The sequence below is a fragment of the Acidovorax sp. FHTAMBA genome, from assembly GCF_038958875.1.
GTDB lineage: Bacteria > Pseudomonadota > Gammaproteobacteria > Burkholderiales > Burkholderiaceae_C > Acidovorax.
Window position 1 is genome coordinate 1,174,152 of record NZ_CP152407.1, and the last position, 22,898, is coordinate 1,197,049.

The window sequence follows — 22,898 nt, forward strand, 5'->3', positions numbered from 1 at the left end:
ATGTGTGGAATTTTTGGCGTCTTGCAAAAGCAGGCTTCTACTAGTCAACTGATTTCGGACGTGGAAATAGGGCTAGAGAGAATTAGACATCGCGGACCTGACGGAAGTGGAGTCTGGGCTTCAACGTCTGGACAGGCAGGTTTAGGACATGTCCGTCTCTCTATCATTGATGTTGAAGCGGGTGCTCAACCGATGCATAGTAGAGATGGGCGCTTTACCATAGTATTCAACGGCGAGATATACAACTATATAGAACTCCGCGAAGAACTTGGAAAAGATTGCTTTTCAACGCATTCTGATACTGAAGTTATTCTGGAGGCATATAGAAAATGGGGCATAGCATGTACCACTCGTCTGCGCGGCATGTTTGCTTTCGCAATTTGGGATGCGAAAGATAAACAATTATTTATAGCTCGGGATCGTTTTGGTATAAAGCCGTTATATTGGACTCAACAAGGCGAGAAGTTCTTCTTTGCTTCTGAGGCAAAAGCTTTATTGCCTTTTATTTCACGTCGAGAATTATCTTCTTCTGCGATATCTGACTATTTCACATTTCAATTTTGTTTGGGTGAAAAGACTTTAATATCTGGCGTATATCAAGTGCCGGCTGCTCATGCGGCTATATTGGCTCCCGGTCTTCCTCCTGTATTCGAAAGGTACTGGGAAGTACACTACGAGATCGATTATGACCATACGGCTAAATGGTTTGAAGCCAAGCTGCGAGATTTACTCGAGGACTCCGTAAAAATTCATCTAAGAGCTGATGTTGAAATTGGGAGTTATGTTAGTGGTGGAGTTGACTCAAGTTTACTGGCGGCGATGGCCAGGAAATTCAGTTCCCAAAAGAATTTTTCAGCATTTAATGGTCGTTTCCTTGAAGGCAGTCGATTTGATGAGTCAGAGTATGCTAATGAACTAGCTGCTGAGCAAAATATGCAATTGCATATTGCTGATATTGGGGAAATGGATTTTGTCAAAAATATTTCCAGCGTGATATGGCATTTGGATCAACCTGTCGCCGGTCCCGGGGCATTTCCTCAATACATGGTTTCGAAAAAGGTGTCGGAACATGTAAAGGTGGTGCTGGGCGGTCAAGGAGGGGATGAGATTTTTGGTGGCTATGCTCGATATCTTATTGCTTATTTTGAGCAATGCATTAAGGGCGCTATCGAAGGTACTTTGCACGATGGGAATTTTGTCGTTACCTATGAATCGATAATTCCTAGTCTGCAAACATTGCGGCAGTATCAGCCAATGATGCAGGAATTTTTGGCTGAAGGTCTTTTCGGCGAACGGGATGCTCGATACTGGCGACTGGTCAATCGCTCAAATACCTTTGGTTCGATATTGTGTCCAGGGGTGATTGATCACACTGCTACTTACTCTGAATTTCAGCAGATATTTAAGGGGGAAAATGTCGGAAGTGGTTCATATTTCGATGCGATGACACACTTCGACTTTAAAACTTTATTGCCAGCGCTACTGCAAGTCGAGGACCGTATGAGTATGGCGCATGGTGTTGAAGCACGCGTTCCATTCTTGGACCATCCATTGGTTGAGTTTGCTGCGACCATCCCTGCAGATGTTAAATTTCGCGATGGGGAGCTGAAGCGCCTGCTGAAATCTGTTTTCTCTGACTTACTTCCGTTAAGGATAAAAAATCGTAAAGATAAAATGGGATTTCCTGTTCCATTGAATCTATGGCTTTCTAAAGATGGACTAGCACGCGAGTACATCGGTGATGTGTTGGGGAGCGCTCGTGCGCGCCAGCGTTCGTATCTAAACGATGGATTCACTGTTGACCAGGTTCTAAACTCTCAATCTGTTTATGGGCGAAATTTGTGGGCGTTGCTAAGCTTGGAGCTTTGGCAAAATCAATTCATTGACGCATGAATGTTCTGATCCTTTACGACCACTTCGAAACCTATACCAATACGGTTTTTGACCATCTTTGCGCGTTTAAAAAACACTCTAAAAACAATCATTTATATATGCACGCCGGGTTGCCCGATGTGCAATTTGATTTTGCAGTTTTCGATGTAATTTTAATTCATTACAGTGCGAGAGTGGCTTTTGGGCATATCTCAGGTGTACTAAGGTCGAAAATTTCCAAGCATTCAGGGCGAAAAATATTATTTGTTCAAGATGAATATGATCTGACATCTAATGTTTGGGGCGCTATTGATGAGTTAGGCGTTTCAACAGTTTTTACTTGCGTCCCTACCTTACACAGGGAAGATATTTACCCATCCGCACGCTTTCCCAATGTTCGCTTTGTGAGTACTTTGACTGGTTATTGTCCTGAATCAATTCAAGAAGCCTTTTTACCTCCCTCCGCAGTAAATCGTCCTATTTCTATTGGGTATAGAGGGCGAGCATTGCCATATTTTTACGGTGATCTTGGTCAAGAAAAGCTGGAAATTGCAAAGGGTATGCAGCTTGCCTGCAAACAACGCGGTATTTCTTGCGACATCGAATGGGATGAGGAAAAGCGTATCTATGGAAGTGATTGGCCTCGTTTTCTCATGGACTGCAAAGCCACGCTGGGTACTGAAAGCGGCGCCAATCGATTTGATTTTGACGGTAGCCTGCGTAAGGCGGTTAACGGGGCTCTCGCTGAACATCCGGAACTGAGTTACGCGGAATTCAAGCGGCGAATGGGGTGGGCGGATGAGCAACCCATCATGAATCAAATTTCTCCCCGTTTTTTTGAAGCAATCACTTACCGCACGGCGTTGATTCTCTTCGAAGGAAGATATTCCGGGATATTGCAACCATGGGTCCATTACATCCCTTTGCGCAAAGATTTTTCCAATGTTGACGACGTAATAGCTGCTGTGTCCGATGATTCTTTGCTGGACCGCTTGACCGCCCAGGCCTATCTTGATGTTGTTCAGTCCGGCCGTTACACCTATCAAAAGTTCATCGCGGAGTACGATGCGTTGATCGAGTCATGCCAACCTGCTCTTAAGCGCAGCCTTTTGCCTATTGAGGTGCCAATTGAAATCACCGAACACCCTGTGCGTAAATCCCGGCTGCCGCCGGCGCCTGGGCCGTTGCTGGCGATATGGCATTCGATTCCGTGGGCCCTTCGCCGTCCTTTCAATGACGGTGTCAATCGGCTATGGGCAAAGCTGCATTCAAAATAATTTGTATGTGCGGTATTGCTGGATTGACTTCCCATCGCCCTGCGGCAACGCTTCGAAGCGATTTGGCGCAGTCCTTGGCCTTCCTGCGCAGACGCGGCCCAGATGATCGAGGTATTGAGATTTGGCAGGGGCCCGGCCACAGCGTAGCTATGGGCCACACTCGCCTTAGTGTCATTGATCTGACGGAGGCCGCCCATCAGCCCATGCCCAGCGCCGACGGGCGATTTCTATTGGTCTTCAATGGAGAAATTTACAACTACCGTGAGCTCCGCGCGCAGTTGGAAGCCATTGGCCATGGGTTCAGCTCTGCTTCTGATACTGAAGTCCTTCTGCAAGCGTGGGTGGAATGGGGCGCGGCGTCGCTAGCGCGGCTTGTTGGTATGTTCGCGTTCGTGATCCTCGACCGCGCAACAAATACGCTGCACGGCGCACGCGACGCTTTCGGCATCAAGCCGCTTTACTACCACCACTCTGATGACGAGGTGTTCTGCTTCGCTTCCGAGATTCCAGCGGTGCAGGCGCTGCGGTCTTCGCCCCAGACGCTCGACTGGCAAGTCGCGTACGACTATCTGGTACATGGCAGTTATGACACTGGAGAGCGCACCTTTTTTGCAGACGTGCGAGCGCTGCGGCCTGGGCACCGATTTACCTACGATCTCGGTTCACGGCGTCTTGACCTGCACTCATGGTGGAAGCCCACGATCTCGCCCGTCCAGCACCTCTCGATCGACGATGCGGCTGAGGGGCTGCGCAGTCATCTGTTAAACAGCGTAAAACTTCACTTGCGCAGCGATGTGGCTTTGGGGGCCGCGTTGTCGGGCGGGCTCGATTCGTCCGCGATTGTGGGGTGCATGCGCCATCTCGAGCCCGATGTACCTATCCACACGTTCAGCTTCATTGCCTCTGGCAGTGCGGTGTCAGAAGAACGGTGGGTTGATCGTATGAACGCCCATGTTGGCGCAGTGGCACACAAAGTGAGCATTACGCCGCAGGAGCTGGCGACCGATCTGGACGACATGATTGCTGCGCAGGGCGAGCCCTTTGGCAGCACCAGTATCTACGCCCAGTACCGGGTGTACCAGCTGGCGCGCGAGCATGGCGTTACAGTCACGCTCGACGGGCAAGGTGCCGACGAGTTGTGCGGCGGTTATGTGGGTTACCCCGGCCCGCGGGTGCACAGCTTACTTGATTCTGGCCGGGTATTCGGCGCTGCTGCCTTCCTGCGGCAGTGGGGCCGCTGGCCCGGTCGCAATGGCATGGATGGCCTCAAAGCTGCGGTGGCCGAATACACCAGCGATGCCGCCTATCAGCGGCTGCGGCGCTTTAACGGGGCCGAGGTGTGTCCGGCTTGGCTGGATGGCAACGTTGTGGCGGCAGCGGGCGTTTCGCTGCGCTTCCCCCGGCCCTTACCCGATGTGACGGCCCCGGGTAGGCGCTTGCCTGCTGAGCTGGCGCGGTCGTTGCACGGGCTGGGGCTGCAAGGGCTGCTGCGCCATGGGGACCGCAATTCAATGCGATTCTCGGTAGAGAGCCGCGTACCCTTCCTCACCACCGATCTTGCCAATTTCTTGCTAACGCTGCCGGAGGAGTATCTGGTCGCACCCAACGGTGAGACCAAGCACCTGTTGCGACGGGCCATGCGGGGGCTGGTACCACAGGATGTATTGGACAGACGCGACAAGATTGGCTTCGCAACGCCTGAGCACCAGTGGCTGCTGCAGATGGCTCCGAACATACGGGAGTGGTTGCGCCATCCGCTGCACCTGCCTTTCCTGCGGCAGGATGAAATGCTGAAAGCATTTGACCAAGTGGTCGCTGGGCAGCGGCCGTTCAGTTGGCAAGTGTGGCGCTGGATCAATTTCACACGCTGGCATTCTCAGCATTTTTCTGGCTGAGGGCGCGAGCACAATGGCCCGGATACTGTTGTTGTCCTTGTCGCCGATAGCCTCGGATCCGCGCGTCATGCGCCAGATTCAGGCGTTGTACGGTTACCACCAAGTGCATGTGCTGGGTTACGGGGCTGCGCCCAGGGGCGCAGCATGTTTTGTGCAGGTGCATGAGCCTGCCCCGTCGCATTGGGGCGCAGCAGCCAATGCGGCACTGCTGGCTGCGCGACTGTACAAGCGTTACTACTGGGGTCACGCACAGATACAGGCACTGATGCAGGCTGCCTACACCCTCCCGGTTCAATCGTTCGACCTGGTGCTGGCCAACGATGTATGGGCACTACCTGCGGCGCTTCGCCTGGCCAAGGGTGCCCCTGTCTGGCTGGACGCGCACGAATATGCGCCGCGTGAATTTGAAGATCGTATTGCCTGGCGGTTGCTTCTGGGGCCGTTCTTTGATTCGGTATGCCGTCGCGACCTGCCGAAGGTGGCGCGCATGACCACCGTGTGCGAAGGCATTGCGCGCGAGTACACGGCGCGTTACGGTGTGCCCGTGGATATGATGCCCAATTGCCCCGAGCCAGTCGAGCTTTCTGTGCAGCCCGTGCAGGCGGGGCGAATCCGCATGATCCACCACGGTGCAGCGATTGCTTCACGAAGGATCGAGGTCATGATCGATCTCATGCATCATCTGGACGACCGGTTTCACCTCGACCTGATGCTGGTAGAACAGGACGCTGCCACGATGGCTGCATTGCGCAAGCGCGCAGCAGGTCACCCGCGCATCCGGTTCATCCCGCCGGTTGCCATGCACCAGATCGCCGCGTACACCAACGCCTATGACATCGGTTTGTTCTTGCTGCCGCCGACCAATTTCAATTACCTGCACGCATTGCCGAACAAGTTTTTCGAGTTCATGCAGGCGCGGTTGGCCATCGCCGTCGGACCGTCGCCTGAGATGAAAGCTTTGGTGGAGTTGCACGAGTGTGGGGTAGTGAGCCCCAGTTTCGAGCCCACCGATCTGGCACGCGTCCTTGGGGCGCTGACGCACGCTGATATCGAAGCCATGAAGCACGCGTCTGATCGGGCTAGCCGGCGCTTCAACGCAGCGTCGACTCGGTCCTGGCTGCAGGCAGAGGTCGCATCGGTGCTGGCCAGCGCAGGGGTAGGTGCCTGAGATGCGCGCCATCGTGCTTGGCACGCAGTCATTTATCGACGGTGGTACCAAGGTGGGATCGCAATACCTTGCGCAGGCTCTGGCGGCGGCTGGCTGGCAGGTGGACTACCTGCCCACACTGTCGTCGCCGCTAGACGTGGTGGGCCGCCAGCGCCATGCCCGGCTGGCGAGAGCATGGGGGCATGGGATACCGCAGCGAGCAGTGGGCATTTCGCCAGGTCTCATCGAGTGGAGCCTTCAATCGATGTTTCCCGCGCATCGTCTTTTTCTCCGTTGGTCCTGGCAATTGGCGGCGTATGGCGGACGCTGCCCTTCGCCATTGCGCGACGTGCCGTTCGACGCATGCATTGCCGATGTCGCACCCAACATGTTGCTGCTGCACCAAATCACAGCCCGCGCCAAGGTCTGCCGCCTCAACGATTGGCCGCATGGTTTCGCTCGCGATCTGCACCCGGTGCTCATCAACGCGCTCGGGTCCATGGTGGGTGCCCCTGATTTCGATGAAGTGTGGGCCGTCTCTAAGCCCCTGGCGGAATATGCCAGTACGCTGCGCCCGGAGGGTGAGGTGGTGCATATTCCCAATGGTGTCGACGCCCGTCTTTTGATTCCTGCCACGCGAAGCCCGGTGGCGCGAAAGCCACGCAGCGCGGTCTATGTCGGCGGGCTTACGGCTTGGCTGGACATCGGCTTGCTCGCCCAAGCTGCGCGTTTGCTTCCCGATTGGACTTTTGAGGTGTACTCCCCTGGTACGCCCCCGCAGCACGGATGGCCTGTCAACCTCCATTGGCGCGGTAGCGTCGGACGTGCGGAACTGCCAGCGGTTCTACAGAGCCATGAAGTCGGCCTGATTCCTTTTAGTGAGGCCGATGGACGCATGCGCTATGTGGAGCGTCCCTTGAAGTTCTATGAGTACATTGCCGCGGGATTGGGTGTGGCCAGCACAGATTTGGGCGCACTGCGCCAGGGGATGGGTGATTTGGCCTGCTATGGCACCGATGCACGGACATTCGCCGACGCAATCTTGCAGGCCCGGGAGGATGCGCAGGCTCGCCCTCCGAGTTTCGCGAAAGACTTCGTGCAAGCACACGACTGGAGTGCGCGTGCGCGGACCATGTTGGCCCGGCTGGAAATGTTGCTGGCATGAAAAACTACCTTCTCTACGACTTCATGCAGGTGGCCGGAGGCGCGGAGCGTGTCACGCTTACGCTGGCCGAGGCTTTTCCGGACTTTCAGACCCTGGTCAGCCGGTGCTACCCGGACGCCCAACCCTTGCTGGATGCCTCCGCCGCCCAAGTGCAGGAGCTGCGGGGTGGCTGGTCTGCGCGCCTGCCGCGCATTCTGGAAAGCATGTGGTGCTTCCGGTTTCGGGCCGGACGGTTGCACGATGCCCACACCGTGCTCTACAGCGGCTTCTATGCCCCGCTGGCGGTCTACCAGCAGGGGTCTGGCCGGCGCTTTTACTATTGCCACACCATTCCCCGGTTCGCCTATGACCTGTACGACAGCACGCTGGCGGGTTTTCCGTTTTGGCTTCGGCCGTTCTACGCGATCTTCGTGCGGTGGTTCCGCAATCAATACGAAGCTGCCATCGGCCGGATGGATCGTATTTTCGTGAACTCGGAGAATGTTCGCGCACGGCTCCAGCGGTATACCGGGTTGGATGCCGAGGTGGTCTACCCCCCGGTGGCCACACAGCACTTTCGGTTTTTGGCCGATGAGGGCTACTACCTTTCTACCGCACGATTGGTGCCCAACAAGCGGGTGGATGTGATCGTGAGGGCTTTTCTTCAGATGCCCGAGCGCTCCTTGGTCGTGCTCTCTAGCGGGCCGGAGCTGGAGCGATTGAAAGCGATCGCCGGAGCGGCTCCCAATATCCGATTCACCGGCTGGCAGACCGATGAGGCGCTGCGACGCTGGGTGGGTAAAGCGCGCTGTGTGATCTACCTGCCGGTGGACGAGGACTTTGGCATGTCACCCGTGGAGGCCATGGCTGCAGGCAAGCCCGTGATCGGTGTGGCCGAAGGGGGGTTGCTGGAAACTGTCGTTCCGGCAGAGACTGGATTGCTATTGAATCCGCCGCCCAGTATCGAAGCGCTGATCGATGCGGTGGAGGAAATGGAAATTTCTGCGGGGCCCAAGCTCTTGGAGCTGTGTCGGCAGCGTGCGGAGTTGTTCAATGAACAACGGTTTATTGAATCAATGAGAAAGTGGTTGATTTAGCCGTGGTGTCCCTGACGCTCAAATGGAAGCTGGGAGCCCTATGCCATTACTCTGAAGCCGGTTGCACACCGCGTCCGTGTGCAATGCTCAAGAGCGACGAAACAGCTACGTATCGCACTGCGTTGGCCCATGACCTGAATATCTTGGAGCGATCGAGCTTGGGTGTGTGCATCGCAAGCGCCACTTCCTTGATCCGCCTGCCCTCGCGACGCATCAATAAGAGCGTGCCGATGTCCTGGTAGTCGAGCAGCGTGGCGTCTGCAGAGGCGGCTACTTGCATTGCGGCCCGGTTGTACAGCCGAAAGCCAGAGACAAAGTCACGCATGCGCAGGCCAGTCGTCCAGCGAAACCATTGCCAGGCCGCGCGACGCGGCAAGCTGTTACGCGCAGCAAAGTAAGCCACTGCCATGTCCGCTTGGCGGCCTGCCTCCAGCAGGGCTGGCAGCTCTTCCACCTCATAGCGGCCCTCGGCATCAATGGTGACGACCGTCTCGTAACCTTGCGCCAGCGCGTGGCGTATTCCGGTTTGCAAACTGCCCCACGGCGTCATGGCCAAGAGCGGACGCAACACCTTGGCGCCATGTTGTTCAGCAAGGTGGCAGGTGGCATCGGTGCTGCGGTTGTCCACCACCAATACGGGTGCATCGACAATCGCGTCCACACGTTGCAACAGATGGGTAATGTCCGCCGCATTGTTGCAGGTGGAGATAACCACCAATAGGCCCCGTGTGGACGACCGAGGTGCGGTACCAGGGGCCAGCCCTCGGTAGTGGCGTGCAGTGGCCCTTTCACAAGGTCCGATGCTGAAATGCTGATGCAGCGCCCGAAGGCCGTTTTGCCCCAAGCGGCCGCGAAGCCTTGGGTCATGCTGTAAACGGGCAAGGTTGCTGCGCCATGCGTCAATGTCTTCAAATGGCACATGAAGGCCGCAATGTGCATGCGACACAACCCAAGGCATACCAGACCCTGGCAGGTCGGTCACCAGGCAGGGGCGAGCGTGTTGCATGGCCTCCAGCAGCACAATGCCAAACGCCTCGGTGCGCTCGCGCGACGCCAGGCAGAATACGTCGCATTGCGCCAGCAAAGCATGTTTCTGGGTGTCGTTCACAGCACCCAGCAAGCGCACGGCAGGCGGGCTTCCTTGTGGGGTGGTGCTTTCTATCAACGTCTGTAAGTTGTCACGCAGCTCGCCATCACCAGCAATCAGCAATTCCACACCGGGCAGCGTAGAAACGGCTTGAATGAGTGTTTCAAAACCCTTGTAATAGGTAAGGCGTCCAATCGATAAAAGCCTCAATTGCGTCATGGGGCGCCATTGCAGTATTGGTTCGATCGGCCCCGCTGATGGCGTGCTTTGCAGGTTCATACCGAGAGGGACAACTTCGCATTTATCGTGCCATGCTCGCAGTGCATTGCTGGCTTGCAGATACGGGGGTGATGTGGCGAACACCTGTTGTGCGCGCTCCAGCAGGGCCTGCTCGAAGGGCCGATACAGCAGGTAGGCCAGAGCCACAGACCACTTGATGTTGGACACCACGACGTCGGAGTGCCAGTGAACCACCCAAGGCACCTTTCGCGCGCTGGGTAGCGTCAGCGCCCACAATGCTGAGTTGTTGGGCATGTGCAGGTGCAGCACATCGGGATTCAAGCGTGCTATGGCGGCACCCAGCGCTTGTCGAAAACCCATTGCAATAGGGGCGTACACCAGATTGAACTGGACTGGCACACGGGTCAGCCACGGCGGATCGTCTGGAAGGGGTTCGCCATGCACCAGTGCGTAGGCGTCGATGCCTTGCCGACGCTGCTCCTGGATCAGGTCGGCCAAAAATACTTCCATGCCACCCAGGTAGGGCGGGAAAAATTTTCCGATGTGTAGAACGCGAAGGGCCATGGTGGTCCAGTAGATCAGTACGGGTGCCAGCTAGCGCTTGGTGGTGCCTCTCGACGTACTGGCACTTTCCAGTTGCGCGCGCACTTGGCGATATTGGGCGTTGCGGGGCTCCAGTCTGATGGCCTCATCGATGTCTTTAAGCCCTTCTTTCACCTTGCCAGCGCGATACTGCGCAACGCCCCGCCCGTAATACGCCGCAGCACTGGGGGCGGTTGCAATCAACCGCTCAAACAAGGGAACCGCCCGTTGGGTGTCGCCTTTGCCCACCAAAGCCATACCAAGGCCGAGCAACAGTCGCGGATGATTTGCGTTGGTTTCAAGGAGGGTTTCAAAATTGCGTATAGCGATGTCGTATTGCTGGGTTGCAACGGCTGCGTCTGCATGCTTTTGCAACAACAACGCCCACATTTTTTTCTGATCGGCATCGCCCGCGTCGTCCGTGTATTTGAGGGCTTCGCCAAAGCTCTCAAAGGCCAATGCATACTGGCCCAGGGCAAACGCAGACTCCCCCCGCTGGTAGTGCAGAGATTGGCCGCCAAAGCCTCTTTGCTGCGCTTGGGCAAAGGCTTGCAATGCGTCGGCGTGCTTTTTTTGTTGCTGCAGGGTCACTCCCAAATTGAAGCGTGCGTTGCCACCCAAGTCGCCCAGCGCATCCGCTGTCAGGAATGCGCGCTCTGCCAAGTCCAGCGAGCCTCTGTCCAGGTGATGGGCGCCAAGGTTGAGAAACGGGCGGCTGCGCCCCACTGCGTTCAATGGAGCCTTCAGGTCGATTTTTTCAGCAGCGTCCGCCCAAGCGGTGCCCTCATCCTTGAGCGACAACGTACGCTCCAGGGCCAACCCGCCAAAAAGCATGGCCAGCAAGATGCCCAGTGTGTAAATCGTTGTGGGCTTAAAGCCGGTCAGCGCTATGGCTACCAGCCCGGGAACGGCCACAGCCCACAGGTAGCTGCGGTAAAGCACGAAAGGGTCCTGCACCCACACAGTGGCGAACTCGGTGCCAAACCACAGGATGGGGAACAGCAGGCACAAGCCAGCAAGACCAAGAACATCTCTGCGGCACAGAACTGCCCAGACGGATGCACTCATCAACGCCACGTAGCCAAGAGCCCCCAACACGTGCTGCCAAGAGTCAACGCCGAGTGGGAATGCGGGCCGCAGGTCTACGGACATCCATTGCACGTTCGGGACGAACCACAGCAGCCCGTACCTAAAAAACAGCGCAGCTTCGTTCAAAACGCTCAAGGGGTACACCTGCGCGCTAACCCCTGGGCGGACAGCCTCCAGTTGCCGCACCAGGGCCTCTGAGCGGGGGTCGAACACTTTGCCAACCAGGTCGCCATAAATGCCAAAGAACGCTGCTGCAGCCAGTAACAGCACCAGCGAAGAGGCTGCTGCCAGCGCAGCGATGGCCTTCCAGCCAGGGCGGCGCACATAAATGTAGAGCGGTACCGCCATCGCGGCGGTCAGAAGAGCGTGCTCTTTGGAGAGTACCGCCACCAGATAGCTGCCCAGAGCTGCAGCGAACCACACGCTGCGCCGAGTCTGAAGCCCCCGCACAAAAAGCCAGCAGGTCAGCACGGCAAACAGCGTGGCCATAAGGATCGAGCGTTGAATCAGATACGCAACTGCATAAACCGCAACAGGGTTCAGTGCGAACAGGGCAACCCCAACCCGCAACGCCGCGGTGCGAGAGCTTGCAAAATGCGGTTGATCCTCAAACTCCTGGGGAAACTTGGCGTGGCTGAGCAAAGCCCCCAGCAGGGCGTAAAGGCTGGCTACGGTGCCAAGGTGCAAAAGGATATTCAGTAGCCGTTGCTTCCACCACCCATCTCCCACCAATTCTTGCAGCCAGACAAAGCTCCCATAGGAAAGCATGCGCTGCTTGAATTGCAGCAGGCTGCCATATTCGCCAAAGATGGTGCCGTCACTCAACCGGAAATCATCAAAAATCAGTTCGTTGCTGATACCGGGCAGGTAAACGCCAAGCACGCCAAGAATGAGAGCAACTGCGAAAAATACGCTTGTTTTGCGCGACGTTGCCATGGGCTTCTGCAATGGGTTGGAGGTGGATGCCGACATCGATTGTTGTAAGAAAATGAAACTCAACGATCAAGTTGATGAAGTCTAAGCCATGCCCAGTTGCGGGCAGCTGGGGGCCGCGGCGTCTTGTCCGCTCGTAGAAAAGAGCACCTCGCGCTAAACAACCGTGCCGGTTTGATGGGCCAAGCCGGCCAGCACCATGCGCACCAGCAGTTCCTCGGCGTGTTCAAAGTCCCGTTCGGTCAATGCCGGCTTGCCCAGCAGCAGCGCAAACTGCGCCTCCTGCTCCGCATAGGCCTGCGTGACCGACCAGATGATGAACATCAGGTGCGTGAAATTGACCTTGGCGATGCGGCCTTCGCGGGCCCAGCGCTCGAAGGTGCGCACCTCGGTCTTGAGCAGCGGGCCCACCCGCTCCGTAATGGCTTTGCCATAACGTGGTGCACCCGCAATCACCTCTTTGGTGAAAACCTTCGCGCCCTGGGGGCGCTCGCGCGAGTACTGGAGCTTGGCGCGGATGTAGCGGCGCAGGGCCTGCTGGGGGTCGTCGCTGTGCGAGAGGTCTTCCATGCCCGCCAGCCATTGCGTAAGCACATCGTCCAGCACGCGCTGGTACAGGGCTTCTTTGCTGGGGAAGTAATACAGCAGGTTATGGCGGCTGATGCCGGTTGCCGCTGCAATGCTCTCCAGCGACGCACCTTCAAAACCAAATTGGGCAAAGTGGTTCTCCGCCTCGGCCAGGATGGCCTGCTCCTTGAGCAGGCGCGCCGCCGTGGGCGGCCGGGGGGGCGTGTCCAGGGGGGCAGCCAGAGCGCCGGGCTTGGTGGGGCGGCGTCGGGCTGCGTTGACAGCCTTGGGCTGGCGAGCGTCTTTCATTGCACCATTGTGGAACAAGCGGGGCGCCAAATACTGGCATTTCGCTGGCAACTCGCTGTCGATTGGCCGGCCGAGCCTGGCATGTCCCTTGCTGTAGGGATTTTACCAATTGGTAAATTTTTACCGGTTGGTAAATTGACCAACATGCCGGGCCGCCATGCACATGCAGCGCGCACGGCACCCCACAGCGAGGACCCCGATGAAACCTCCGAACATCGCAAGCGCAGACCTCCATGCCCGCGCTGCATTGGCTGGCCCAGGCCCAGCGCACTCTGTGTGCCGCCCGGCGCGCGCTCGCGCCCAGACCCCCACCCTCACCCTCTCGGAGGAAACCTGATGGACACACCCGCAAGCCGTGCCTGCGGCATTCATGCCGCACGCCTGAACCTGGCCGACTACGCCGTCAACTTCAGCGACGCTCACCCGCCGCTCACCCGCCCGCAGGCGCTGATCGAGGCCGAGCGCTGCTATTACTGCCACGACGCCCCCTGCGCCACGGCCTGCCCCACGGGCATCGATATTCCTTCGTTCATCCACCGCATTGCGCAGGACAACAACCGGGGCGCCGCCCGTGCCATCCTGGAGGCCAACCCGCTGGGAGGCATGTGCGCCCGCGTGTGCCCCACCGAGGTGCTGTGCGAACAGGCCTGCGTGCGCAACACCAACGAAGACAAGCCGGTGGAGATCGGCTCGCTGCAGCGCTACGCCACCGATGCCTTCTTTGCCCAGCCCGGTGCACCGCTGTTCCAGCGCGCATCTGCCACCGGCAAGCGTGTGGCCGTGGTGGGCGCGGGGCCTGCGGGCCTGGCCTGTGCGCATGGCCTGGCCGTGCGCGGGCATGACGTGGCGCTGTTCGAGGCGCGCCCCAAGCTGGGCGGCCTGAATGAATATGGCCTCGCCAGCTACAAGACCACCAACAACTTCGCGCAGAAGGAAGTGGAGTGGCTGCTGTCCATCGGTGGCATCGAGGTACGCACGGGCCAGCAACTGGGTCGTGACATCACGCTCGACAGCCTGCTGGGCGCCTACGACGCCGTGTTTCTGGGCCTGGGCCTGCAGGGCGTGAACGCGCTGGGCGTGGCCGAGCCCACGGCCACGGGTTTGCGCAATGCAGTGGACTTCATCGCCGAGCTGCGCCAGAGCACCGACCTCTCGACCCTGCCCGTGGGCCGCCGCGTGGTGGTGATTGGCGGCGGTATGACGGCGGTGGATGCCGCCGTGCAGTCGCGCAAGCTGGGCGCGGAAGAAGTGACCATCGTCTACCGCCGGGGCGCAGAGGCCATGTCGGCGTCCGCCGTGGAGCAGCAGTGGGCGCAGACGAATGGCGTGACCATCCGCCACTGGGCTGCACCGAAAGAGGTGCTGAGCGAAGGCGGCGCTGTCAAGGGCGTGCGTTTTGCCGCCACGGCGCTGAGCGGCGGCAAGCTGGTGGAAACCGGCGAAACCTTCACGCTCGATGCCGACATGGTGCTCAAGGCCATTGGCCAGACCTTTGTGGCCGAGCCTGTGGGCAACCGCATTGCGCTGGAGGGCGGGCGCATCGCCACCGACGCCGAAGGCCAGACCAGCCAGCCGCGTGTGTGGGCCGGTGGCGACTGCCGCGTGGGTGGCCGCGACCTCACGGTGGAGGCGGTGGAGCACGGCAAGGTCGCCGCTGTTGCCATCCACGCCGCATTGATGGCCTGAAGTGGCCTGAACCCCTTCACCCCAGTTTTCACGGGAGCACCCCATGGCAGACATTCGCAGCAATTTTCTGGGCATCCAGAGCCCCAACCCCTTCTGGCTGGCCTCCGCACCGCCCACCGACAAGGAGATCAACGTCACCCGCGCCTTCGAGGCGGGCTGGGGCGGCGTGGTGTGGAAAACGCTGGGCGAAGACCCACCGGTGGTCAACGTCAACGGCCCGCGATACTCCACACTCATGTCGCAAGACCGGCGTGTGATCGGCTTGAACAACATCGAGCTGATCACCGACCGCCCGCTGCACACCAATCTCGAAGAGATCAAGCGCGTCAAACGCGCTTGGCCCGACCGCGCGATGATCGTCTCACTGATGGTGCCGTGCGAGGAGCAGAGCTGGAAGAACATTCTGCCGCTCGTGGAAGACACTGGCGCCGACGGCATTGAACTCAACTTCGGCTGCCCCCATGGCATGAGCGAGCGCGGCATGGGCGCTGCCGTGGGCCAGGTGCCCGAATACATCCAGATGGTCACGGTCTGGTGCAAGCACTACAGCAAGCTGCCCGTGATCGTGAAGCTCACGCCCAACATCACCGACGTGCGCCACCCGGCCCGTGCGGCCAAGGCGGGCGGGGCGGATGCGGTGTCGCTCATCAACACCATCAACTCCATCATGGGCGTGGACCTGGACCGCATGGTGATGAGCCCGAGCACCGACGGCTGGGGATCGCACGGCGGCTACTGCGGCCCGGCCGTCAAGCCCATCGCGCTGAACATGGTGGCCGAGATTGCACGCGACGCGCAGACCGCGGGCCTGCCCATCAGCGGCATTGGCGGCATCACCACCTGGCGCGATGCGGCCGAATACATTGCGCTGGGCTGCGGCACGGTGCAGGTGTGCACGGCCGCCATGGTGTACGGATTCAAGATCGTGCAGGACATGTGCGATGGCCTGTCCAACTTCATGGACGAGCACGGCTATGCCACGCTCGACGACTTCAAGGGCCAGGCCGTGCCCACGGTGAAGGACTGGAAGAACCTCAACCTCAATCACATTGAAAAGGCCGTCATCAACCAGGACGCCTGCATCCAGTGTGGCCGCTGCCATGTGGTGTGCGAAGACACCTCGCACCAGGCCATTACCTTCACCAAAGAGGGTGGTGTGCGCAAGTTCGAGATCAACGAGGCCGAATGCGTGGGCTGCAACCTGTGCGTGTCGATCTGCCCCGTGCCCGAGTGCATCACCATGCGTGCGCTCGCGCCGGGCGAGGTCGATGTGCGCACCGACAGGGCGGTGACGGGCGAATACGCCAACTGGACCACGCACCCCAACAACCCGCAGCGGGTGGCAGCAGCAGCCTGAAGCGGGCGACAGCGCACCGGAGCATCGGCGTGAAAGCGGTATCCGTGATGACCGATCTGGTGCACATTCGCAACGCGGTGCTGCAGTGCATCTGGTGCAGTTCTTGCGTGACCGATAGCATCGCTCGCTTCCTTTTGCCCGCCATCTGCCAGCGTGAGGGCGCTTTAACAGACAGCGGGTTGTTTGCAACCCCAACGAAGTCTTTGACAGGAGAACAGGTATGACCAAAAGTACCGGCAGTGCCGCCCATGTGGTGGGGCAAATGCCCGGCGGAGCCATGAACCCGCTCGCCAATGAAGATTTGCTCCCCACCACGCAAGCCCAGCGCCATTGGGCCTGGAAAGACTATGCGGCGTTGTGGGTGGGCATGGTGGTGTGCGTACCCACGTACACCATGGCCAGTGCCATGCTCGACCAGGGCTTCACGTGGCAGATGGCGGTGTGGCTGGTGTTTGTCGCCAACTGCATCGTGCTGGTGCCGATGCTGCTCATCGGCCGCGTGGGTCCCAAATACGGCATTCCGTTTCCGGTGCTGGCGCGGGCTTCATTCGGCGTCAAGGGCGCCAACCTGCCGGCCGTACTGCGTGGCCTGGTGGCCTGTGGCTGGTTCTCCATCAACTGCTACTTTGGCGCACTGGCGCTGCACGGGTTCCTGAACATCCTGGGCATGGGCCTTGCGGGTCCGGCGGACGGGCAGACCATCAGCACTTCGCAGTTCATGTGCTTCCTGGCGTTCTGGGCCGTGCACATCTACTTCATCTGGAAAGGCCCCGAGTCCATCCGCAAACTGGAAGTGATCGCTGCGCCGCTGATGATCATTGCTTCCATCGTGCTGGTGGTGGTGCTGATGATGAAGGTGCCGTCCGGCCAGCTTTTCAACCTGCCGGCCAAGATTGTGGAAGGCGGCCCCAAGACCTGGGCGGCGCTGACCGGCCTGGTGGGCTTCTGGGCCACACTCGCCCTCAACATCCCTGACTTCACCCGTTTTGCCAAGTCGCAAAAGGACCAGGTCATCGGCCAGGCCATTGGCCTGCCCATTCCCATGGCGCTGTTCTCCATGGTGGGCGTGATCGGTTTCTCGGCCTCGGCCATCCTGTATGGCAAGGCCCAGCTGTTCCCGGATGGCCTGCTGACGCAGATGGGCAGCCTGGCTGCCGGCGTCGGCCTGCTGGTGATCCTGCTGGCCAACCTGACGACCAACGTCGCCGCCAATCTGGTGTCGCCGTCGTATGACTTCAGCCAGGTGGCGCCTTCCAGGATCAGCTTCCGCACCGGTGGCCTGATTGCCGCCTTCATTGGCCTGCTGTTCATGCCCTGGAAGCTGCTGGCCACCTCGGGCGGCTACCTGTTCACCTGGCTGGGCGGGTATGGCACGCTGCTGGGCGCCATTGCAGGCATCCTGCTGGTCGACTACTACCTGGTGCGCAAGACAGAACTGAAGGTGGACGACCTGTACCGCCGTGGCGGTGACTACGAATACAGCGGTGGCTGGAACGTGCAGGCGCTGGTCGCGTTTGCGCTGGGTGTGCTGCCGTGCCTGCCGGGATATCTGGCGGTGTCGGGCGTGGTGGACAAGGCCTCGGTAGCGCCACTGTTGCTGAGCCTTTTTGACTTCGGCTGGTTCTTCAGCCTGGCCGTCGCCGGCACCTACTACTACCTGACCGCAAAGAAGAAGTGACGCTGCGGCTCTGCCAGGGCGAGCGGCCTTGGCAGAGCCTTGTTTGATGTGCATTCCTGAAGGAGACCCCCATGAGCCAAGCCCTTGTGATCCGCGGTGGTACCGTGGTCAACGCCGACCGTGAACAGCGCGCAGATGTGTTGTGCGCCGATGGCCGCATCGTGGCCGTGGGGGATGGGGCTGCGGCGCAGGCCCCTGCTGGCGCGCAGGTGCTGGACGCCAGCGGCCAGTACGTGCTGCCCGGCGGCATCGACCCGCACACGCACATGCAATTGCCGTTCATGGGTACCGTCACCATGGACGACTTCTTCACCGGCACGGCGGCTGCGCTGGCGGGCGGCACCACGAGCATCATCGACTTCGTGATCCCCGATCCGCAAGAACCCATCCTGGATGCTTATCGCAAATGGCGCGGCTGGGCGGAGAAGTCGGCCGCCGACTATTCGTTTCACGTCGCCATCACCTGGTGGAGCGATCAGGTGCGCGCCGACATGGGCACGCTGGTGCAGGACGAGGGCGTGAACAGCTTCAAGCACTTCATGGCCTACAAGAACGCCATCATGTGCGACGACGAAACCCTGGTGAACAGCTTCAAGCGTGCGCTGGAGCTGGGCGCCATGCCCACGGTGCATGCCGAAAACGGTGAACTGGTGTACCTGCTGCAGCAAGAGGTCGCCAAGATGGGCATCACCGGCCCCGAAGGCCATCCACTGTCGCGCCCGCCCATGGTGGAGGCCGAGGCCGCCAACCGCGCTATCGCCATTGCCGATGTGCTGGGCGTGCCCATTTACGTGGTGCATGTGAGCTGCATGGAGTCGGCCGACGCGATTGCCCGCGCCCGTGCGCGCGGCCAGCGCGTGTACGGTGAGGTGCTGGCGGGCCACCTGCTGGTGGACGACAGCGTGTACCGCGACCCCGACTTCGCCAAGGCCGCCGCCTATGTGATGAGCCCGCCCTTCCGCCCCAAGGGCCACCAGGAGGCGCTGTGGCGCGGCCTGCAGTCGGGCCAGCTGCACACCACGGCCACGGACCATTGCACCTTCTGCGCCGCCCAAAAGGCCATGGGCAAGGATAACTTTGCCAAGATCCCCAACGGCACGGGTGGCGTGGAAGAGCGCATGGCCGCGCTCTGGGATGGCGGCGTGAACACCGGGCGCCTCACACCCAGCGAGTTCGTGGCCATCACCTCGGCCAACGCGGCCAAGCTGTTCAACATCTACCCACGCAAGGGTTTCATCGGCGAAGGCGCTGATGCCGACCTGGTGCTGTGGGACCCGCAAGGCACCAAGACCTTCTCCGCCAAGACCCAGTTCAGCAAGGGCGACTTCAACATCTTTGAAGGCCGCACCGTGCGCGGCATCCCCAGCCATACCATCAGCCAGGGTCGCGTGGTGTTTGCCAACGGCGACCTTCGGGCTGAACAAGGCAAGGGCCGCTACATCAAGCGCCCTGCGTTTGGCGCCAACTTCCAGGCCGTGCAAAAACGTGCGCAGGACCTGGCCCCCACCGCCGTTGCACGCTGACCGCTGCAATGCATCCGGAGAACACCATGGACACCAAAGTCAAACCCGACATCGAAAACCTGCGCATCAACGGCGATCGCCTGTGGGCGTCGCTGATGGAGCTGGCCCAGATCGGCGCCACCCCCAAAGGCGGCGTATGCCGCCTCACCCTCACCGACCTGGACAAGCAGGGCCGCGACCTCGTCACCCGCTGGGCGCGCGAAGCCGGCATGACGGTCACCATCGACAAGATCGGCAACGGCTTCATGCGCCGCCCCGGCCGCAACAACAGCCTGCCCCCCATCATGACCGGCAGCCACATCGACACCCAGCCCACCGGCGGAAAGTTCGACGGCAACTACGGCGTGCTGGCGGGCATCGAGGTGGTGCGCACCCTCAATGACCACGGCATCGAAACCGAGGCCCCCATCGAGGTCGCCTTCTGGACCAACGAAGAAGGCAGCCGCTTTGTGCCCGTCATGATGGGCTCCGGCGTGTTCGCCAAAGCCTTCACTTTGGAACACGCCTACGCCGCCACCGACACCGAAGGCAAGACGGTGAAAGGCGAACTCGAGCGCATCGGCTACATCGGCGACCAGGAGCCTGGCGACCACCCCATCGGCGCGTACTTCGAAACCCACATCGAACAAGGCCCGGTGCTCGAAGACAACAACAAGACCATCGGCGTGGTCAGCGGCGTGCTGGGCATCCGCTGGTACGACTGCACGGTGACCGGCATGGAAGCGCATGCAGGCCCCACGCCCATGGCCCTGCGCAAGGACGCGCTGCAGGTCGCCGCGCAGCTGATGCAGGAGGTGGTGGCCTGTGCCCACCGCCACCCGCCGCACGGGCGCGGCACGGTCGGCATGGTGCATGTGCACCCCAACAGCCGCAACGTCATCCCTGGCCAGGTCAAGTTCAGCATTGACCTGCGCAACGCCACCGACGCTGAATGCGACAGCATGGACCAGGACATCCGCGCGGTAGCCGCCAAGCTCAGTGCGGACACCGGCCTGCCCATCAAGATCGAACTGGTGTCCAACTACCCCGCCCAGGTCTTCCACCCCGACTGCGTGGACGCCGTGGGCCGCGCCGCCGCCAAGCTGGGCTACAGCCACATGCCTGCTGTGTCGGGCGCGGGGCACGACGCGGTGTACATGGCCCGCCTGGCGCCTGCGGGCATGGTGTTCATCCCGTGCAAGGACGGCATCAGCCACAACGAGATTGAAGACGCCAAGCCCGAGCACATCGAGGCAGGGTGCAATGTGCTGCTGCATGCGATGTTGGAGCGGGCGGGCACCTGAGCCTCTGGTCCATCGCACTCTATCCATCGCTGCCGCTGGCTGTCGCCAGTGACTCGAAACTCCCAGCCAACACCTTTCGGGTTGGCTGTGGCGTTGCGGGTGCGCCGCATTTCCGAGGCTGTTACACCTGCGCCCCGAGCGGGTGCCAATCCCTGTCGCCGTGCGGCCTGCGCAATTTGGCGGTGGACGTGCAGACATTGCCCGGCGACACCACCAGCATCCTGCACGCCATCCGCGCCATCCGCGCCATGCGCGACAACCTTTCGCACCTGGTAAAGCAGGTGCGCGACAGCACCGACTCCATCACCACCGCGTCGTCCGAGATCGCCGCCGGCAATGGCGACCTGTCGGCGCGCACCGAGTCGCAGGCCAGCGCGCTGCAGGAGACGGCCGCGTTGATGGAGCAACTCACGTCCACCGTGCAGCAAAACGCCGCCAACGCCAAGCGCGCCGACGAACTGGCCCGTGCCGCATCCGACATGGCAGTGCGCGGTGGCGACGTGATGCAGCAAGTTGTGGGCACGATGGTGTCCATCGACCAGTCCTCGCGCAAGATCTGTCGCAGACGGTGGGCAAGTTCCGCGTGGCGTGATTTCGGATTGGGAGGGGTCTGCGGTCCTCATTCCCGTTGGTTTCACGGTTGAGACGGCGTATCTGAATTAAGTTTTTTCAAAGCGCGGGTGCGCGTTCTACAGGTTATCTATGGCAACGGTGTAAGCAACCAGACCAATAAGACTTATGACGAAAAGGCCGCCCAGGGTTAAGAAATATATCCAGTACGTTTTCGAAAAGATTTTGTACCATCGGGGTGCATCCAAATGAGCGTCGGTCAGTTTTCTTTTTTTGCCCAATTTTGGAAATGCAATAACACCTGTCAACATGACTGTTCGCATAAATGTCGATGGAAATATGTTAAATGCATTAATTTCCCAAATCTGAAAAAATGGGCTGGTGAAATATTTTTCTAGGAATTGCTTCGGCATCAGGAAATGAAGAGCTAGAAAAATAGCTGGCCCCGTAGCTAAAAAAATAATCCCACCCCACATAGTGGTCATAAAAATATTGTGGGGCGTAATTAGTGACATACCTGGCTGATGTGAGTTGCAGAAACGAGGTCAGCAGAATTTCCCCACCGATCATACGCCCAGCGTGACGCTTTTCCTGCGTTGTAACCCCAAGCGGCTGTGCCGGCCGCGAGTAACAATGCGGTACCCCAACCTACGGGATTCGACACAAGAAATAGTCCCACCGCTGCTCCGCCCACCAAACCTGTGACAGATCCAGCAACGCTTTCAACGAATATCTGATTCTTCTCGTTCTGACTCGTGGTGTTGGCGATTTGTATGCATGACGCAGCGAGGCCCACTCCCGTCAGTACAACTCCCCCTTTATTCGCCACCTGACCCAATCGCTGGAGCCGACTCGCGTGGCGTGCCAGATTGGCATTGGCTGGAACGCCTCCTGCACGCGCGATGCGAAGCGACTGTTGACTCCCGCCGTTCCCGAAGAGCAAGCGGTCCATAGGGCCAATGTTGGTTTGAAACCTTCGAAGGGCTAAAGCCCGGCGATAGTCGTACTGGCCTTTCGTCAGGTTGCCTGATTTGTAGCTTGCATAGTGGTCGCTCATCTGATGGATGAGCGAGACGTTTCCGCCGCTAAGCAAATTTGCTCCTCCGCTCGCAATGACAGAACCGGGGATGAGAAAGGAGTTGCTGTTGTCGGCCATCCAGGTCACTGCTTGAAAGCCTGCCGCATCCGCGCTCTTCACCCCCTCGCTGATCAACGGCGTATTGACGATGTGCGGCGGCGGGTCGTTGCCTTTGTGGGCCTCCTCAACCAGGGGTTCATTCAACCGAAGCACATCACCCGCACGGATGCGATCAGGATTTTTTATGTGTGGATTGAGTGCAAGCAGATACTGAAGGCAACGGCTGTACTGCGGATCGGATTGGCTGACACCGTAGATAGTTTGCAGAATCGATGACAGAATATCTCGATCCTTGATGGGGTACTCAAAGTGGCCGGGTACGGCTGCCATTTGCTGTGTGCCTTCATAGAGAGTGAATGATTCGACCCTACAAATACCCGCGCTCCTTCGAAAGGACTGACGCGGCGATGTGGGCTACGACTTG

General features: G+C 59.4%; 18 protein-coding genes. 13 read left to right on the top strand and 5 right to left on the bottom strand.

The genetic code is table 11. The features are described 5' to 3' along the window. From asnB (AAFF19_RS05425) to AAFF19_RS05450, 6 genes are all read left to right on the top strand, one after another. Positions 1–1,893, top strand: a complete 1,893-nt coding sequence (asnB, locus tag AAFF19_RS05425) for an asparagine synthase (glutamine-hydrolyzing) (RefSeq protein ID WP_342721457.1) — start codon at positions 1–3, stop codon at positions 1,891–1,893. Then, positions 1,890–3,149 (top strand): hypothetical protein, encoded by a 1,260-nt coding sequence (locus AAFF19_RS05430; RefSeq protein ID WP_342721458.1) that lies wholly within the window; start codon positions 1,890–1,892, stop codon positions 3,147–3,149. Before asnB (AAFF19_RS05425) ends, AAFF19_RS05430 begins: the two co-directional genes overlap by 4 nt. A gap of 5 nt (positions 3,150–3,154) precedes the next feature. Continuing rightward, positions 3,155–5,044, top strand: coding sequence for an asparagine synthase (glutamine-hydrolyzing) (gene asnB / locus AAFF19_RS05435; protein ID WP_342721833.1), 1,890 nt, complete (start codon positions 3,155–3,157; stop codon positions 5,042–5,044). A gap of 265 nt (positions 5,045–5,309) precedes the next feature. Then, a complete protein-coding gene (locus AAFF19_RS05440) occupies positions 5,310–6,212 on the top strand; it encodes a hypothetical protein (RefSeq protein ID WP_342721459.1) in 903 nt (300 codons plus the stop codon). A 1-nt stretch (position 6,213) separates the two neighbouring features. Then, positions 6,214–7,356, top strand: coding sequence for a glycosyltransferase (locus tag AAFF19_RS05445; protein ID WP_182118180.1), 1,143 nt, complete (start codon positions 6,214–6,216; stop codon positions 7,354–7,356). After that, a complete protein-coding gene (locus AAFF19_RS05450; protein WP_182118181.1) occupies positions 7,353–8,432 on the top strand; it encodes a glycosyltransferase in 1,080 nt (359 codons plus the stop codon). Before AAFF19_RS05445 ends, AAFF19_RS05450 begins: the two co-directional genes overlap by 4 nt. A gap of 46 nt (positions 8,433–8,478) precedes the next feature. Here AAFF19_RS05450 and AAFF19_RS05455 read toward each other — a convergent pair whose 3' ends face one another. The 3 genes from AAFF19_RS05455 to AAFF19_RS05465 all read right to left on the bottom strand — a co-directional run bounded on the left by AAFF19_RS05455 (position 8,479) and on the right by AAFF19_RS05465 (position 13,239). Continuing rightward, positions 8,479–10,323: a glycosyltransferase gene (locus tag AAFF19_RS05455; RefSeq protein ID WP_182118182.1), complete on the bottom strand. Its 1,845-nt coding sequence runs from the start codon at positions 10,321–10,323 to the stop codon at positions 8,479–8,481. Between the two features lie 30 nt (positions 10,324–10,353). After that, the gene (locus AAFF19_RS05460; RefSeq protein ID WP_342721834.1) at positions 10,354–12,366 is read right to left on the bottom strand and encodes a tetratricopeptide repeat protein; all 2,013 of its coding nucleotides are present in this window, start codon (positions 12,364–12,366) and stop codon (positions 10,354–10,356) included. Between the two features lie 153 nt (positions 12,367–12,519). Continuing rightward, on the bottom strand, positions 12,520–13,239 hold the full coding sequence (locus AAFF19_RS05465; protein ID WP_182118183.1) for a TetR family transcriptional regulator C-terminal domain-containing protein: 720 nt from the start codon (positions 13,237–13,239) through the stop codon (positions 12,520–12,522). A 336-nt stretch (positions 13,240–13,575) separates the two neighbouring features. Here AAFF19_RS05465 and AAFF19_RS05470 point away from each other — a divergent pair, with 336 nt between their 5' ends. From AAFF19_RS05470 to AAFF19_RS05500, 7 genes are all read left to right on the top strand, one after another. After that, complete coding sequence (locus AAFF19_RS05470) at positions 13,576–14,925, top strand: NAD(P)-dependent oxidoreductase (protein WP_342721460.1); 1,350 nt, start codon at positions 13,576–13,578, stop codon at positions 14,923–14,925. Between the two features lie 43 nt (positions 14,926–14,968). Further along, positions 14,969–16,282 carry an NAD-dependent dihydropyrimidine dehydrogenase subunit PreA gene (gene preA, locus AAFF19_RS05475; RefSeq protein WP_342721461.1) on the top strand — a complete coding sequence of 438 codons (1,314 nt, stop codon included), beginning with the start codon at positions 14,969–14,971 and terminating at the stop codon, positions 16,280–16,282. 29 nt (positions 16,283–16,311) lie between these two features. Next, positions 16,312–16,506 (top strand): hypothetical protein, encoded by a 195-nt coding sequence (locus AAFF19_RS05480; protein ID WP_139019375.1) that lies wholly within the window; start codon positions 16,312–16,314, stop codon positions 16,504–16,506. After that, positions 16,503–17,960 carry an NCS1 family nucleobase:cation symporter-1 gene (locus tag AAFF19_RS05485; protein WP_342721462.1) on the top strand — a complete coding sequence of 486 codons (1,458 nt, stop codon included), beginning with the start codon at positions 16,503–16,505 and terminating at the stop codon, positions 17,958–17,960. The genes AAFF19_RS05480 and AAFF19_RS05485 overlap by 4 nt, the downstream gene beginning before the upstream one ends. A gap of 71 nt (positions 17,961–18,031) precedes the next feature. After that, positions 18,032–19,483 carry a dihydropyrimidinase gene (hydA, locus tag AAFF19_RS05490; protein WP_342721463.1) on the top strand — a complete coding sequence of 484 codons (1,452 nt, stop codon included), beginning with the start codon at positions 18,032–18,034 and terminating at the stop codon, positions 19,481–19,483. 26 nt (positions 19,484–19,509) lie between these two features. Continuing rightward, positions 19,510–20,766 (top strand): Zn-dependent hydrolase, encoded by a 1,257-nt coding sequence (locus tag AAFF19_RS05495; protein WP_342721464.1) that lies wholly within the window; start codon positions 19,510–19,512, stop codon positions 20,764–20,766. Positions 20,767–20,954: 188 nt separating this feature from the next. After that, entirely contained in the window at positions 20,955–21,410 is a 456-nt protein-coding gene (locus AAFF19_RS05500; RefSeq protein WP_342721465.1) for a hypothetical protein, read from the top strand. A gap of 45 nt (positions 21,411–21,455) precedes the next feature. Here the strand turns inward: AAFF19_RS05500 and AAFF19_RS05505 are convergent, their stop codons facing one another. Continuing rightward, a complete protein-coding gene (locus tag AAFF19_RS05505; RefSeq protein WP_342721466.1) occupies positions 21,456–21,821 on the bottom strand; it encodes a hypothetical protein in 366 nt (121 codons plus the stop codon). A gap of 20 nt (positions 21,822–21,841) precedes the next feature. Beyond that, positions 21,842–22,804, bottom strand: a complete 963-nt coding sequence (locus tag AAFF19_RS05510) for a hypothetical protein (protein ID WP_342721467.1) — start codon at positions 22,802–22,804, stop codon at positions 21,842–21,844. Positions 22,805–22,898: the final 94 nt, after the last annotated feature.